This window comes from Brenneria roseae subsp. roseae (assembly GCF_003115845.1).
Taxonomy (GTDB): domain Bacteria; phylum Pseudomonadota; class Gammaproteobacteria; order Enterobacterales; family Enterobacteriaceae; genus Brenneria; species Brenneria roseae.
The window spans coordinates 14722-29833 of sequence record NZ_KZ819041.1 but is presented as its reverse complement, the minus strand read 5'-3'; the positions used below and the strand labels follow the sequence as shown (position 1 = coordinate 29833).

Below are 15112 nucleotides of genomic sequence, written 5' to 3'. Positions count from 1 at the left end.
TCGCAGCGAAATATCAGGAACGCTCGACCGAAAACGCGATCACATCACTCAGCTTTTCCGCGTTCAATGCCAGCATAATCAGGCGATCAACGCCCAACGCCACCCCTGCACATTCCGGAAGGCCATGCTTCAGTGCAGCCAGCAGGTTTTCATCAATAGGCTGCTGGGGTAAACCGCGCGCCGCGCGCTTGCGGTTATCCTGCTCGAAGCGCTGACGCTGCTCATCGCTGTCAGTCAGTTCGCGAAAACCGTTCGCCAGTTCAATGCCTTTGAAATAGACTTCAAAACGCTCGGCGACACGATGATCCTCGGTGCTAATTTCAGCCAGTGAGGCCTGCGTTGCCGGGAAATGGTAAACAAACGCCGGTTTGTCACGGCCGATGTTCGGCTCCACGCCGAAGGTAAACAACATTTGCACCAGCGCATCACGATCGTCTTCACGGCAGGCGATGTCGCCCAGTCCCAGCTTTTCCGCCGCTTCGCGCAGTTGGGCTTTGTCCACAGACAGCGGATCAATCTCCAAATGGCGCAGGAAGGCCTGTTGATACGAAAGCATCTCCGCACTTTCGCAGTCCAGTACCTGCTGTAGTAAATCATCGACTTCATTCATCAGTCGGTACATGTCGTAATGCGGCCGATACCATTCCAGCATGGTAAATTCTGGGTTATGGTATCTACCGGACTCTTCATTACGAAAGCTGCGGCATAGTTGAAAAATCGGACCGCTGCCTGCGGCCAGCAGTCGTTTCATGTGGTATTCAGGGCTGGTCATCAGATACAGCGTCATCCCATCAGCAGCACCCGGCCCAACGAAACGGGTCTGGAACGGGCATAAATAAACGTCCGTGACCGTTGCCTGGCTCATCGCCGGCGTTTCAACCTCCAGTACCCCGCGATCGGTGAAGAAACGCCGGATAGCTGAGACTATCGACGCACGCTTCAACAAATTAGCGACAGATGCACTGGGTTGCCAACTTGCCGTCTCGCTCATGGCTATTACTCCAAAGTCAAACAGGTGAAGCAGTCTACCCGCATCAGCGCGGGCAGACAAACGCCGGCACGTTTTTTAGCAACGCGCGGCGTTGTTCCGTCAGGTGGAGCGGCATAAGTACGAGAGGAAACCCGCGTACCTGCAACACGAAAGCGGGCAGCGATATATCCAGTGAAACATTTTCCTGTATAGCCTGCAAAAGAGTTATTAAAGAAATAAAAGCACTATTTTTATAAAAATAAGCCTTTCGATCACGTTTTTATCTCTTATTACCGTACTCCCTGAAAAAAAAGCAAAATGCTGGATCACATCAAATTTCATCTACCTATAATTCGCTATACTCATTCCCATACAAAAAATAGAGTTATGTCTATTCTTAATATGTTCGCGAATCAATTTTTCATACAGTTACATGCATAAAGCGTTCCGCGGATATATGTGGATATATAAAGATAGAAATGAATAGATATTATTTTTTTATTTTAACTTAATTAACTTAAGTAACTGGAGGAATGCAGTGCAAACCTTTAATGCCGACTTGGCCATTATCGGGGCCGGGGGCGCTGGCTTACGAGCGGCAATTGCTGCCGCTGAAGCTAATCCCCAACTGAAAATTGCGCTGATCTCAAAAGTCTACCCTATGCGTAGCCATACCGTGGCGGCAGAAGGCGGATCAGCAGCGGTCACTCAGGATCACGATAGCTTCGATTATCATTTCAACGACACCGTTTCAGGTGGCGACTGGCTATGTGAACAAGACGTTGTCGAACACTTCGTCAAACACTGTCCTGAAGAAATGATCCAGATGGAACAATGGGGCTGCCCGTGGAGCCGTAAACCTGATGGTTCTGTTAACGTTCGCCGCTTCGGCGGAATGAAAATAGAACGAACCTGGTTTGCCGCCGATAAAACCGGCTTCCACATGCTGCATACGCTGTTCCAGACCTCGCTCAAATACCCACAAATTCAGCGTTTCGATGAGCATTTCGTTCTGGATGTGCTGGTTGATGACGGCCATGCACGCGGTGTCGTCGCCATCAATATGATGGAAGGCTCATTAATCCAGATACGCGCAAACGCGGTGGTTATCGCCACCGGCGGCGCGGGCCGGGTGTATCGCTACAACACCAATGGCGGCATCGTTACCGGTGACGGTATGGGCATGGCATTCCGCCACGGCGTACCCTTGCGCGACATGGAATTCGTGCAGTATCACCCGACCGGCCTGCCAGGCTCGGGCATTTTGATGACCGAAGGCTGCCGTGGCGAAGGCGGGATCATGGTCAACAAAGACGGCTATCGTTATTTGCAGGATTACGGCATGGGTCCTGAAACCCCGCTGGGTCAGCCGAAAAACAAATACATGGAGCTGGGCCCGCGTGACAAGGTGTCTCAGGCGTTCTGGCATGAGTGGCGTGCGGGACGCACCATTTCCACTCCGTTGGGCGACGTGGTCTATCTTGACCTGCGCCACCTTGGCGAGAAAAAACTCAAAGAGCGTCTGCCGTTCATCTGCGAACTGGCGCAAGCCTATGTTGGCGTTGATCCGGTAAAAGAACCGATTCCGATTCGGCCTACCGCCCACTACACCATGGGTGGCATCGAAACCGATCAAAACTGCGAAACCCGCATCAAAGGTCTGTTTGCCGTCGGTGAATGTTCGTCTGTCGGCCTGCACGGCGCAAACCGTCTCGGTTCCAACTCGCTGGCGGAACTGGTGGTATTTGGCCGCGTAGCCGGCGAGCAAGCGGTACAGCGCTCCCAGTCTGCGGCGCCCGCCAACGGCAGCGCACTGGATGCGCAAACCCGTGATGTCGAACAGCGTCTGAACGACCTGATGAAACAGGAAGGCACCGAAAGCTGGGCGAAAATCCGTGATGAACTGGGGCTGTCCATGGAAGAAGGCTGCGGAATTTATCGTACAACGGACCTGATGCAAAAAACCGTTGATAAAATCACCGAGCTGAAAGAACGCTTCAAACGGGTGAAAATTACCGACCATTCCAGCGTGTTCAATACTGACCTGCTTTATACCATTGAGCTGGGACACAGTCTGGACGTCGCAGAATGTATGGCGCACTCCGCCATCAATCGTAAAGAATCCCGTGGCGCTCACCAACGTCTGGATGAAGGTTGCACCGAGCGTGATGACGTTAACTACCTGAAGCACACGCTGGCTTTTTATAACCCTGAAGGTGCGCCACATCTGGAGTACTCCGATGTGAAAATCACCAAACTGCCGCCGGCCAAACGTGTTTATGGCGCCGAAGGCGATGCTCAGGATAAAAGCAAGAAGGAGCAGGCGAATGGCTGAGATGCAAACCCTGAAAATGGAAGTCATGCGCTACAATCCAGAACAGGACAGCGAGCCGCATTTTGAGACGTTTGACGTTCCATTCAACAAGCAGACTTCCCTGCTGGACGCGCTGGGTTATATTAAAGATAACCTGGCGGCGGATCTCTCCTACCGCTGGTCCTGCCGTATGGCGATCTGTGGTTCATGCGGCATGATGGTGAATAACGTGCCCAAGCTGGCCTGTAAAACCTTCCTGCGTGATTATCAGGACGGATTGAAGGTTGAAGCGCTGGGCAACTTCCCCATCGAACGCGATCTCGTGGTCGACATGACTCACTTCATTGAGAGCCTGGAAGCCATCAAACCTTATATAATCGGCAACGATCGTAAACCGGCTGATGGCCCCAACAAACAAACCCCGGCGCAGATGGCCAAATACCATCAGTTCTCCGGTTGTATCAACTGTGGTCTCTGCTACGCCGCCTGTCCGCAGTTCGGCCTGAATCCTGAATTCATTGGTCCGGCAGCGATCACACTGGCGCATCGTTACAATCTGGATAACCGCGATCGCGGTAAAAAAGAGCGTATGCCGCAGTTGAACGGTGATAATGGGGTCTGGAGTTGTACCTTTGTAGGTTACTGCTCAGAGGTTTGTCCGAAGCATGTCGACCCGGCCGCTGCAATCCAGCAAGGCAAGGTGGAAAGTGCCAAAGACTTCATGATTGCCATGCTGAAGCCACAATAAGGGAGGGGCAATAATGACATCCAAACGTAAAGCGTATGTCCGTGACATGTCGCCAACCTGGTGGAAAAAGCTGGGATTCTATCGCTTTTACATGTTGCGTGAAGGTACGGCCTTACCTGCCGTCTGGTTCAGCATCATATTGATGTGTGGCGTATTTTCACTAAAAAATGGCCCGGAAAGTTGGGCTCATTTTGTTGGATTCCTGCAAAACCCACTGGTATTGCTGATCAATATCATTGCTTTGCTGGCCGCCGTGCTGCATACCAAAACCTGGTTTGAGCTGGCGCCGAAAGCATCCATCATCATCATAAAAGACGAGAAAATGGGGCCAGAGCCGATCATTAAAGGTCTCTGGGTTGTCACCATTGTAGTAACGGTAGCGGTACTGGCTATCGCCTTACTATTCTGATCAGGAGGAATAACGTGATTAATCAAACGCCAAAACGTTCCGATGAACCCCCTTTCTGGGGTTTGTTCGGCGCCGGTGGTATGTGGAGCGCATTTTTCGCTCCCGTCATTATTCTGCTGGTTGGTGTGCTATTACCGCTTGGCCTGTTTCCGGATGCGCTGACCTATGAACGTATCGCGGCATTCAGCCAAAGCTTTATCGGTCGCGTCTTCCTGCTGCTGATGATTATCCTGCCAATCTGGTGTGGTCTGCATCGTCTTCATCACGCCACGCACGATCTGAAAATCCATATTCCCGCCGGGAAATGGGTGTTTTATGGTCTGGCAGCGATTCTGAGCGTCGTGACTATCATTGGTGTTGTCACGCTGTAAGCGACCTTGTCCGCTATTAACGGCCTGCCTGTGCAGGCCGTTTTCTTTTCCAAATTAGCAGAAACCGCTGAACGCTCGATGATCCCCCGGCTAATTGATTAATTCATCTATCCCAATAAGCCGGTTAATCGGCAAAAGGCGGAAACCATAATTAAAGGAACGGCTGAAAATATCAGAAATCAATAATCAAAATGTGGGGAGAAAAGCAGAATATTAATCAATGAGGAATAATTATCATTTAATAAATGACCTGTTTATGATGCAGGCCCTGACAAACTATGCGACTTAACAAATAACCATTTTAACTAATGTTGATTACAAATCATGATTGAATTCAAACAGGCCGGACTCAGAAATGAGTATCACCTCATGACTTTATCCCGGGGTATAAAGAATACTCTTCCCATCGCCCAAATATAACCCGTTTGAAACAACCCTTTTAAATAAGTAACATCACCGCCATCCAGAGGAAAACGCCATGGTAACGCCTCCCTCATATGAAGAACCTTTTACCGCTTACTGCGCACTACGCTGTATCGCTTCCCCTCCGGCTTCAACATCCTGTCCAACACCGCGGGTAGTATTACACCCCACAACGGCTGATAGAATTAGCACAGAGAGAATAGCAGCAAGACTTTTCTTCAACATAAGTAATTCCTTCTTAAAGGTAAGAGAAAGCGTCTCGTTAAGCATAGTCAATATTGACTATTTCGTGGCACTTTTCATGCTTAATGAAGGAATCAGGCTTATCCAGGCAAAAAAACCGCCTATCGAACTGCCCAACTCGCGGGTGACAGCTCGATAAAGGCGGTGTTTTTTTAAAAAAGAATTAATTACTTAACGCGGGATACATACTCGCCAGAACGGGTATCCACTTTGATCACTTCGCCAATCTGCACAAACAATGGCACTTTTACTACCGCGCCAGTGCTCAGCGTCGCAGGTTTACCACCTGTACCGGCAGTATCGCCTTTCAGACCTGGATCAGTATCGATAATTTCCAGTTCAACAAAGTTCGGCGGCGTCACGGAAATCGGCTGACCGTTCCACAGCGTTACGATACATTCGGCCTGATCAAGCAGCCATTTGGCGTTGTCGCCAACCGCTTTCTCATCCGCAGCCAATTGCTCGAACGTTTCGTTATTCATGAAATGCCAGAACTCACCGTCGTTGTACAGGTAAGTCAGGTTCATATCGATAACATCCGCACCTTCGGCAGAATCCGTGGATTTGAATGTTTTTTCGATCAACTTGCCAGTCAGCAAACGACGCATTTTCACACGTGCGAAAGCCTGGCCTTTACCCGGTTTGACGAACTCACTTGATTCGACGGCATAAGGCTCGCCTTCGAACATGATTTTAAGACCGGAACGGAAATCGTTGCTAAAATAAGTCGCCATAAAGGCCCTCTACATTTGATACTGGTACTAAGCCAAAAAATGGCACACATTGTAACCCTAAATATACCTTCCAGAGAAGATTGGTTGCAGCAACTTGCAGACGTAATTACCGATCCGGAAGAATTACTGCAACTTTTGGCGCTGAGTGACAACGCCAAACTCCGGCAAGGCCATGATGCCCGTAAGCTTTTCCCGCTGCGTGTTCCCCGTGCTTTCGCGGCACGCATGCAAAAAGGCAATGCGAACGATCCGCTATTACTACAGGTGCTCACCTCACGCGAAGAATTCATCGTCACACCGGGATTCAGCCATGATCCGTTGGACGAACAGCATAGCGTCGTACCGGGGCTACTGCATAAATACCACAACCGCGCGCTACTGCTGGTAAAAGGCGGCTGTGCCGTCAACTGCCGCTACTGCTTTCGTCGGCATTTCCCCTATCAGGACAACCAGGGCAACAAGACAAACTGGCGTCAGGCGCTGGATTATATCCAGGCGCACCCCGAACTGGATGAAATTATCTTCTCCGGCGGCGATCCGCTGATGGCGAAAGACCATGAGCTTGATTGGCTGATCACCGAGCTGGAAAACATACCGCATCTGAAGCGACTGCGTATCCATACACGCTTGCCCGTGGTGATCCCGGCACGGATTACCGATACGCTGTGCCAGCGCTTATCGCAGACATCGCTTCAGGTTTTGCTGGTCACGCATATTAACCATCCGCAAGAGATTGACCCTGATTTAACACAAAGTATGGCGCGTTTGCGTCGCGCAGGCGTCACTCTGCTGAATCAGAGCGTCCTGCTGCGCGGGGTGAACGATAACGCGGACACATTGGCAAACTTGAGTAACGCGCTGTTTGACGCAGGCATACTACCTTACTATCTCCATGTTCTGGATAAAGTGCAGGGCGCCGCGCATTTTCTGGTCAGCGACGATGAGGCCCGCTCGCTGGTAAAAGGACTAATGAAAAAAGTGTCTGGCTATCTGGTTCCCCGCCTGGCACGAGAAATTGGCGGAGAAGCCAGCAAAACGCCGCTGGATTTGCGGCTCCGGCAAAGTCATGACGAAGGCGTCACGCTCAGATAAAAAAACACCGGGAGCGATTTTCAACATCGCTGGCGATGGACCGGCCATAAAAAACCGGCGAATGCACCACTGCGCATTCGCCGGAGTGTTTATTGAATACAATTTATTGAATACAAGACCCTGTCAGGAAAAATGCCTCTCGCTTAAGGACACTTGTATACGTTGCCAACCATCTTGCTGTCTAATGGTGCAAAACTTGACCAGAAAGTTTCACTCGGGCTGGTCGTACCATAAATGGTATTCCCCCCCATCGCCGCAGCTTTATTACGCAAATCGTTCGCCGCACCGCGCATTGAACTGCCATCGCTCCCATGACCAGATAACCAGTTAGACTGGCTGCCGCTAACCTGCCCCAGTAACTGGCACTCATCACCCGGTTTGGTGTCCGTAAACGTAACAGCCTGTCCTGCGGCACTGAGTTGATTGGTTGTATTACAGCCGGCAAGCAAGATGACCGCGGAGATACCCAGTAACATGCGAATCTGCATTTTTCCCTCCATGATATTGAAAATAAAAGACATCGGCGGAAAACATCACACAACTCACGCCTACTGAAATTATTGTTAACCCATACCGCTATTCTATACTTTAAAAACTGCACAAGCGTTCCGTGATTTAATACAATGATATTCATATAGAAAACCACGAATAGAGAGCAAATGGGATCAAATGGACTTTCAGTATTATCTGAAAAAAACCTCTAACGCAATTTATGTTTTTTTCAATCATTTAACGCTCTGTATGCTGTGCATGGGATATTTTAGCTACATCTGTCATTTATGCATCTCTCAGCGATACCTTAGTTAAAGGGATAATCGCTAAACGAAAGATAGCAAGATAATGTTGCGCCATAAAGGAACCTGACAATATGTCTACCAACAAACTATTAATGGCCATCAGTGGCATGTTTTTATGTGTATCAACCAGTCAGGCCGCTGGTTTAATTACGCCGGATAGCACTCTTCGCAACGATCTCGCCTGGCTGGTCGATCGTGGCGTCATCCAGACTAGCCTCTCTACCTGGCCGCTAAGTCAGGAAGAAATTGAATCCGCGCTGGCGCAGGCCACCCCCGTTACCGATACGGAAAGGCGCGTTATCGGTCGGGTTGAGCAACGAATCGGCCAATTAAAATCCAACGTTCGAATTACAGGCTATACCTCCACCGATAAACCGGGTTTGCCTCAGGGATTTGGCAGTACACATGCCAGCGATCATGCTTTGTCTATTGGCGCGGGGGCCAGTGATGAGTTCTGGGATGTCAATCTTAAAGGGACGGTTGAAGGAAATCAGCGAATTGAAGATCAGTCCCGCTGGAATATGGACGGCTCCTACGGCGCCGTTAAGATTTTTAATCAATGGTTATCGTTCGGGAAGGTAGCGCAATGGTGGGGGCCCGGCTATGACGGCAGTCTGATTCGCTCCGACTCTGCCCGTCCGGTTACAGGATTTATTTTACAGCGTGCCGATCAGTCACCGTTTGAGACCCCCTGGCTTTCATGGATTGGCCGCTGGCAATATCAGCTGTCGGCAGGACAGTTGGAGCAATATCACGCGGTTCCCGAGACCAAGTTGGTTGGGGGGCGTTTTACCATGATGCCGACTAATTTCATTGAGTTAGGCGCATCTCGCTACATAATGTGGGCCGGCAAGGGCCGCCCGAACAGCTGGGGCTCTTTTTGGGATGCCGCCACTGGCCGTGATAACACCGGCGACCCTAATCGTGATCCAGGCAACCAGTTGGGCGGTTTTGACGTGAAATTGAAATTACAGCCGCTTATTGGTTTACCGGTCAGCATTTATGCCCAATCGACGGGAGAAGATGAAGCCGGTTTCCTTCCATCGAAAAATGCCTATCTGGCGGGTATTGAAGGCCATCCTGAATGGGGTACCTCTACAATCCACTGGCACGTCGAAGCTGCCGACACCCGTTCTGAATTCAAAGACAAAAATGTGATCTATAACCACTTTATTTACAAAGGTGGTTACTATCAACAAGGTTATCCTCTGGGTCATGCCATGGGCGGCGGCGGGCAATCCCTGTCAGGGAAAATAGAACTGGCGCTTGACGATGGACAACGCTGGAATACCCGTCTCATGTACGCGAAAGTGAACCCCGCCAATCAAAGCTTCAACAAGGCTTTTCCCCGCTCTGATACGTTGAAAGGTATCGAAGTAGGCTGGGGCTATGACTTCCAGTCCAAAGTGAAGTTTGATACCAGCGTGTGGTATACCGATAGCGATCACAATACCAGCGACGATGTAGGCGCCGGCATTGGCATAGAAATACCGATTAATCTTTAAGGATTACAGAACTAAAAAGGTGGGGATTCCCCCACCTTTTCTTCTCATGCTGTCAGAATCAGGCACGCCATTTTTTGAAGCGGTTAATCAGGCCATTGGTTGAACTGTCATGGCTGGACACTTCTTTTGCATCTTCCAGCTCTGGTAAAATACGATTAGCCAGTTGTTTACCCAATTCCACCCCCCACTGATCGAACGTGAAGATGTTCAGAATTACGCCCTGAGTAAAGATTTTGTGTTCATAAAGTGCAATCAATGCCCCCAGGCTGTAAGGCGTAATCTCACGTAGCAGAATCGAGTTAGTTGGGCGGTTCCCTTCAAAAACCTTGAAAGGCGCCACATGCTCAACCTCTTTCGCCGTTTTACCTGCCGCGGCAAATTCCGCTTCGACGACTTCACGGCTCTTACCAAATGCCAACGCTTCCGTTTGCGCGAAGAAGTTGGACAACAGTTTGCTGTGGTGATCGCTCAGTGGGTTATGGCTCAATGCCGGCGCGATGAAATCGCAGGGAACCAGTTTGGTTCCCTGATGAATCAGCTGGTAAAACGCATGCTGACCATTGGTGCCCGGTTCCCCCCAGATAATCGGGCCGGTCTGATAATCCACTGGATTACCGTTGCGATCGACATATTTTCCGTTGGATTCCATATTGCCCTGTTGGAAATAGGCGGCAAAACGGTGCATATATTGATCGTAGGGCAGAATCGCTTCTGTTTCGGCCCCGAAGAAATTGTTATACCAAATCCCGATAAGCGCCAGCAACACCGGCAGATTCTGTTCCGCTGGCGTTGAAGCGAAATGCTTGTCCATCGCATGAGCGCCGCTCAGCAGTTGCTCAAAGTTATCAAATCCCAGCGAAAGAACAATCGACAGGCCAATGGCTGACCACAGAGAGTAACGTCCGCCAACCCAGTCCCAGAATTCGAACATGTTGTCGGTATCGATGCCGAATTCACCAACAGCTTTTGCATTGGTAGACAAGGCCGCGAAGTGTTTTGCGACATGCTTGTCGTCCTGCGCCGTTTTCAGGAACCAGTCACGGGCACTGTGTGCATTGGTCATGGTCTCCTGAGTGGTAAAGGTTTTGGAAGCGACCAGGAACAGGGTGGTTTCAGGATTCAGCGGCTTCAGCGTTTCTGCGATATGCGTGCCGTCCACGTTGGAGACAAAATGCATATTCAGATGATTTTTATAGGGCTTCAGCGCCTCGGTCACCATGTACGGGCCCAGATCGGAGCCGCCGATACCAATGTTCACCACATCAGTTATTGCTTTACCGGTATACCCTTTCCAGTCACCGCCAATAACGCGTTCGCTGAACAGCTTCATTTTTTCCAGCACCGCGTTCACTTCCGGCATGACATCCTTGCCATCGACCAGAATCGGGGTATTACTGCGGTTACGCAGAGCGACATGCAGCACGGCACGCCCTTCCGTCTGATTGATTTTTTCACCGGAGAACATGGAGTTAATCGCTCCCGCCAAATCCGTTTCCCGCGCCAATGCCTGTAGTTTCTCCAACGTTTCATCTGTGATGCGGTTTTTGGAGTAGTCAACCAGCATCTGATCGTCAAACGTTGCGGAAAAACGGCTGAAACGGTTGCTATCCTGTGCGAATAACTCACTGATTTTCAGTTCTTTAACCGTTTCAAAATGCTGTTGCAATGCTTTCCATGCGGCAGTCTGGCTTGGATTGATCTTCTTCATAACGATACTTTCTCTCTCAGTATGAATTCAAAAGTTACTGAATCGATTGTATCCCGTAAAACGCCGATTGAGATCCCTTTTCTTGCTAAATAACCCTCACCCGCTTTTGTTTATTGACAGCAGCAGGATTACCCGTTATTTCTAACGGTGTACTTGCACATTCAGTGTGCAAGCCAGAAGAGGAGCGTTGCCCAGGTAAGGTATCGGAGGAACCGTAATCCGATGATGATACCCCAGGGGGAGCCACGCCGAGGTGATGTGCAATACGGTATTCATATCATCGACCGCAGAGGCTGAATCCTCTGGGTTGTCACCCGGTTCGTCCTGATTAAGGGCGTTCAGCAAGGTGGAGCGCTTCTGGGTGTATCGTAGTTTTACTTCTACGCCTGCTCCCTGCTTACCGCTCTTCCCTTGTGCCAAGGCTGATTAATGGACTGTGGTTGTTCACCCTGAAACAACCGCGCCCCTGACACGAGGTTTTTTGACATGTCTGCTACTGAAGTTTCTACACCAGCACCCCCTATCGTTATTGCCAAATTCGGCGGTACCAGCGTGGCCGATTTTGATGCCATGAATCGTAGCGCCGATGTTGTTCTTTCCAACCCTGCGGTACGGGTTGTTGTTCTGTCCGCGTCTGCCGGCATCACCAATTTGCTGGTCGCGCTGGCTGAAGGCCAGAATCAGGAAGAACGGACTCAGCATCTGGCCAGGATTCGTCAAATCCAATATGCCATTATCGATCGCCTGGAACAGCCTGACGTCATCCGCGATGAAATCGATCGGATGTTGGAAAACGTCACCACGCTGTCGGAAGCGGCTGCGCTGGCAACGTCCAACGCCCTGACGGATGAATTGGTAAGCCATGGCGAATTGATGTCCACCCTGCTGTTCGTTGAAATTCTGCGTCAGCGCAATGTGACTGCGGAGTGGTTCGATGTTCGTAAAATCATGCGCACCAACGATCATTTCGGCCGTGCGGAACCCGACTGTCAGGTGCTGGGCGAGCTGACGCGCAGCCAGTTGCAACCGCGGCTCGAGCAGGGATTAATCATTACCCAGGGCTTTATCGGCAGCGAAGCCAAAGGCAGAACCACGACGTTAGGACGCGGCGGCAGCGATTACACCGCGGCCCTGCTGGGCGAAGCCTTGAACGCCGGCCGCATTGATATCTGGACGGATGTTCCCGGCATCTATACCACCGATCCTCGCGTGGCGCCGGCAGCAAAACGTATTGATGAAATTATGTTTGAAGAAGCCGCGGAAATGGCAACGTTCGGCGCGAAAGTGTTGCATCCGGCAACACTCTTGCCGGCCGTTCGCAGTGATATTCCGGTATTTGTCGGCTCCAGTAAAGATCCGGCCGCAGGTGGTACGCTGGTTTGCAATAAAACTGAAAATCCACCGTTATTCCGCGCGCTGGCGCTGCGTCGCAAACAAACGCTGCTCACGCTGCACAGCCTGAATATGTTGCACGCCCGCGGTTTTCTGGCCGAAGTATTCAGCATCCTCGCCCGTCATAATATCTCTGTGGATTTGATTACCACATCAGAAGTCAACGTGGCCCTGACGCTGGATACCACGGGCTCAACGTCGACAGGCAATAGTCTGCTGTCCAGCGCCCTGCTGACCGAACTGTCTTCACTGTGCCGGGTGGAAGTGGAAGAAAATCTGTCGCTGGTTGCCCTGATCGGCAACAAGCTGTCTCAGGCCTGCGGTGTGGGTAAAGAAGTCTTTGGCGTACTGGAACCGTTCAATATCCGCCTGATTTGCTACGGCGCCAGCAGCAACAACCTGTGTTTCCTCGTTCCCGGCAGTGACGCCGAGCGCGTCGTGCAGACATTGCACCACAGTTTGTTCGAGTAACGACCCCCGCGCTCACTATACGTCCTCAATAATGGGGGAAATATTTCCCCATTATTGACAGTTACAGCGTCAACGGCGATTCTTCCCGCTCGTCATCGCCATCCGGCGAGACGATCAGCACGTTATAAGCCACTGAACAAAACAGCGAATTCAACCGATTCATATCCCCCAGCAACCCCAGGTGCAGCGAACTGGTTTCCAGACTCTGCACGTTCTGCTGATGCAAGCGATCAACATGGGCATGCGCATAGCGACGGTTCAGAATACGGAAACGATGTTTGGCGCGGCGTAAACGCTTGGCGCTGGTCATATCTTCGGAAAGGAACACCGCCAGCCCAAGCCGCAGATTTGCCAGTAGCTGTTCATGCAAATGATTCAGTTCCTCCAGGCCCTGAGCGGAGAAAGCACGGCGCCTCGTCGATGAGTTATCAGCGACGTCATCCGCCATTCGCTCAATAATATCGCCCGCCTGCTCGAGGTTTAGCGCCACCTCTATCACTTCGGCCCAGCGGCGGGAATCCCGTTCATCTAGACCCTCTTTCTGGATCTGCGCCAGATAGAGTTTGATCGCGGTATAAAGCACATCGACATCATCATCAAGCCGCCGAATCTCCCGGCGCTGCATATGATCGCCCTTCATCACCTCCCGATAAAGCCGTAACATCTGCTCAAGCAGATCGCCGATACGCAAGGTTTCACGCGCGGCATTCGTCAGCGCCAGAGCGGGCGTATCCAACGCACTGGTATCCAGATGCCGGGGTTTCATCTGGATATCCACCTCCGGCGAATCGGCAATCATCACACAGGACAACCGGGCAACCATCTCGGTAAACGGAATCAATATCAGACAGCGAATAAGGTTGTAGAAAAGGTGGAAATAAATAACCAGCTCTTCCGGCTCGAGCGGTAACCGCGCCAACCAGCGGGATAATGGCTCGACAAAGGGCAACACGATCAAACAACCAATCAGCTTGAACAGTACGCTGCCCAGCGCCACCCGGCGACCCGCCGCACTCTGCGCAGAGGCGCCGATCATGATCAGCAACCCGCTGCCCAGGTTAGCGCCGATGACCAGACACATCGCCACTTCCAGAGAAATTACACCGCTGGCCGTCAGGGTTGCCGTCAGCAACACCGCCGCTAAACTGGAATAGCTCACGACAGCGAACAACGCGCCGACCAACGCATCCAACATAACGTCACCGGTCAGGGACGAGAAAAGCACTTTAACGCCGGCGGTTTGGGTGATGGGCGTCGCTGCCGCCACGATCATTTCCAGCGCCAGCAGAATCAGTCCCAGACCGATCGCGACCCGGCCAATCTGACCAACACGCGTCTGCTTACGACTGAGGAAAAAAATAACCCCCAGAAAAATCAGCAGCGGAGAAAGCCAGGAGAAATCGAATGTCAGTATCCTCACCATCAGCGCCGTACCAACATCCGCACCGAGGATGATAACCAGCGCCGGCGCCAATGCCACCAGCCCCTGAGAAACAAAGGAAGTCGTCAGCAACGCAGTGGCATTACTACTCTGCACCAGGGCGGTGACACCAATTCCCGCCATAAATGCTAAAGGTTTCTTCTCAACACTTTCGCCCAGTATCCGCCGCAAGCTGGCGCCATAGACCCGCATGATCCCGGTACGGACAATGTGAGTCCCCCAGACCAGCAACGCAATTGCAGCAAGCAAATGCAATAGTGTTAACACAAAGTTAAATCCTCTAAGATAAATGTGAATTTGAACATTCAACAATCACCATATTACCAGATGTTCCCTGGCCGGGCTGCGAGACAAACCCTGCACGTGGGAAATCAGCTGACAGGATTCAGTATATCTAGTTAATTAGATAGCAATATTTAGAAAATAGAATTCAAATCAATAATACGTATATTTCTTCTTTAGCTGTAAGAAAAATGGATGCAGACCCAAACATC

Annotated in this window: 13 protein-coding genes and 1 riboswitch; of the genes, 7 read left to right on the top strand and 6 right to left on the bottom strand. The window is 50.9% G+C overall.

Going from position 1 to position 15112, the window contains the following annotated elements; all coding sequences use genetic code 11:
* Positions 1-13: 13 nt before the first annotated feature.
* Positions 14-991: an elongation factor P--(R)-beta-lysine ligase gene (epmA, locus tag DDT52_RS19830; RefSeq protein WP_136157877.1), complete on the bottom strand. Its 978-nt coding sequence runs from the start codon at positions 989-991 to the stop codon at positions 14-16.
* 517 nt (positions 992-1508) lie between these two features.
* Here epmA and frdA point away from each other — a divergent pair.
* From frdA to frdD, 4 genes are read left to right on the top strand one after another with little or no spacing between them, the layout of a single operon-like run.
* Positions 1509-3305 carry a fumarate reductase (quinol) flavoprotein subunit gene (frdA, locus tag DDT52_RS19825; protein WP_136157876.1) on the top strand — a complete coding sequence of 599 codons (1797 nt, stop codon included), beginning with the start codon at positions 1509-1511 and terminating at the stop codon, positions 3303-3305.
* Positions 3298-4032: a succinate dehydrogenase/fumarate reductase iron-sulfur subunit gene (locus DDT52_RS19820; protein WP_109052326.1), complete on the top strand. Its 735-nt coding sequence runs from the start codon at positions 3298-3300 to the stop codon at positions 4030-4032. Before frdA ends, DDT52_RS19820 begins: the two co-directional genes overlap by 8 nt.
* Before the next feature lie 13 nt (positions 4033-4045).
* Positions 4046-4441, top strand: a complete 396-nt coding sequence (frdC, locus tag DDT52_RS19815; RefSeq protein ID WP_109052325.1) for a fumarate reductase subunit FrdC — start codon at positions 4046-4048, stop codon at positions 4439-4441.
* 14 nt (positions 4442-4455) lie between these two features.
* Entirely contained in the window at positions 4456-4812 is a 357-nt protein-coding gene (gene frdD / locus DDT52_RS19810; RefSeq protein ID WP_109052324.1) for a fumarate reductase subunit FrdD, read from the top strand.
* Positions 4813-5328: 516 nt separating this feature from the next.
* Here frdD and DDT52_RS19805 read toward each other — a convergent pair.
* Both DDT52_RS19805 and efp read right to left on the bottom strand, forming a co-directional pair.
* Positions 5329-5460, bottom strand: a complete 132-nt coding sequence (locus DDT52_RS19805) for an entericidin A/B family lipoprotein (RefSeq protein ID WP_109052659.1) — start codon at positions 5458-5460, stop codon at positions 5329-5331.
* Between the two features lie 185 nt (positions 5461-5645).
* A complete protein-coding gene (efp, locus tag DDT52_RS19800) occupies positions 5646-6212 on the bottom strand; it encodes an elongation factor P (protein ID WP_136157875.1) in 567 nt (188 codons plus the stop codon).
* Between the two features lie 39 nt (positions 6213-6251).
* On the opposite strand from efp, the gene epmB reads away from it, so the two are divergent.
* The gene (gene epmB / locus DDT52_RS19795) at positions 6252-7304 is read left to right on the top strand and encodes an EF-P beta-lysylation protein EpmB (RefSeq protein ID WP_136157874.1); all 1053 of its coding nucleotides are present in this window, start codon (positions 6252-6254) and stop codon (positions 7302-7304) included.
* A 143-nt stretch (positions 7305-7447) separates the two neighbouring features.
* On the opposite strand, the gene DDT52_RS19790 is transcribed toward epmB, so the two are convergent.
* Complete coding sequence (locus DDT52_RS19790) at positions 7448-7792, bottom strand: DUF4156 domain-containing protein (RefSeq protein WP_136157873.1); 345 nt, start codon at positions 7790-7792, stop codon at positions 7448-7450.
* Positions 7793-8172: 380 nt separating this feature from the next.
* On the opposite strand from DDT52_RS19790, the gene DDT52_RS19785 reads away from it, so the two are divergent.
* Positions 8173-9606 carry a capsule assembly Wzi family protein gene (locus DDT52_RS19785; protein ID WP_136157872.1) on the top strand — a complete coding sequence of 478 codons (1434 nt, stop codon included), beginning with the start codon at positions 8173-8175 and terminating at the stop codon, positions 9604-9606.
* A 58-nt stretch (positions 9607-9664) separates the two neighbouring features.
* On the opposite strand, the gene pgi is transcribed toward DDT52_RS19785, so the two are convergent.
* The gene (gene pgi / locus DDT52_RS19780; protein WP_136157871.1) at positions 9665-11314 is read right to left on the bottom strand and encodes a glucose-6-phosphate isomerase; all 1650 of its coding nucleotides are present in this window, start codon (positions 11312-11314) and stop codon (positions 9665-9667) included.
* A 169-nt stretch (positions 11315-11483) separates the two neighbouring features.
* Positions 11484-11679, top strand: a riboswitch (Lysine riboswitch).
* Positions 11680-11800: 121 nt separating this feature from the next.
* On the opposite strand from pgi, the gene lysC reads away from it, so the two are divergent.
* Entirely contained in the window at positions 11801-13177 is a 1377-nt protein-coding gene (gene lysC / locus DDT52_RS19775; RefSeq protein WP_136157870.1) for a lysine-sensitive aspartokinase 3, read from the top strand.
* A gap of 61 nt (positions 13178-13238) precedes the next feature.
* Here the strand turns inward: lysC and DDT52_RS19770 are convergent, their stop codons facing one another.
* Positions 13239-14885 carry a Na/Pi cotransporter family protein gene (locus DDT52_RS19770; protein ID WP_136157869.1) on the bottom strand — a complete coding sequence of 549 codons (1647 nt, stop codon included), beginning with the start codon at positions 14883-14885 and terminating at the stop codon, positions 13239-13241.
* Between the last annotated feature and the right edge of the window lie 227 nt (positions 14886-15112).

Excerpts from the sequence above, each read along its gene's own strand:
- pgi (WP_136157871.1), bottom strand. The coding sequence starts at position 11,314 with ATGAAGAAGATCAATCCAAGCCAGACTGCCGCATGGAAAGCATTGCAA.
- lysC (WP_136157870.1), top strand. The coding sequence starts at position 11,801 with ATGTCTGCTACTGAAGTTTCTACACCAGCACCCCCTATCGTTATTGCC.
- DDT52_RS19785 (WP_136157872.1), top strand. The coding sequence starts at position 8,173 with ATGTCTACCAACAAACTATTAATGGCCATCAGTGGCATGTTTTTATGT.
- DDT52_RS19820 (WP_109052326.1), top strand. The coding sequence starts at position 3,298 with ATGGCTGAGATGCAAACCCTGAAAATGGAAGTCATGCGCTACAATCCA.
- DDT52_RS19805 (WP_109052659.1), bottom strand. The coding sequence starts at position 5,460 with ATGTTGAAGAAAAGTCTTGCTGCTATTCTCTCTGTGCTAATTCTATCA.
- frdC (WP_109052325.1), top strand. The coding sequence starts at position 4,046 with ATGACATCCAAACGTAAAGCGTATGTCCGTGACATGTCGCCAACCTGG.
- epmA (WP_136157877.1), bottom strand. The coding sequence starts at position 991 with ATGAGCGAGACGGCAAGTTGGCAACCCAGTGCATCTGTCGCTAATTTG.
- DDT52_RS19790 (WP_136157873.1), bottom strand. The coding sequence starts at position 7,792 with ATGCAGATTCGCATGTTACTGGGTATCTCCGCGGTCATCTTGCTTGCC.
- epmB (WP_136157874.1), top strand. The coding sequence starts at position 6,252 with ATGGCACACATTGTAACCCTAAATATACCTTCCAGAGAAGATTGGTTG.
- efp (WP_136157875.1), bottom strand. The coding sequence starts at position 6,212 with ATGGCGACTTATTTTAGCAACGATTTCCGTTCCGGTCTTAAAATCATG.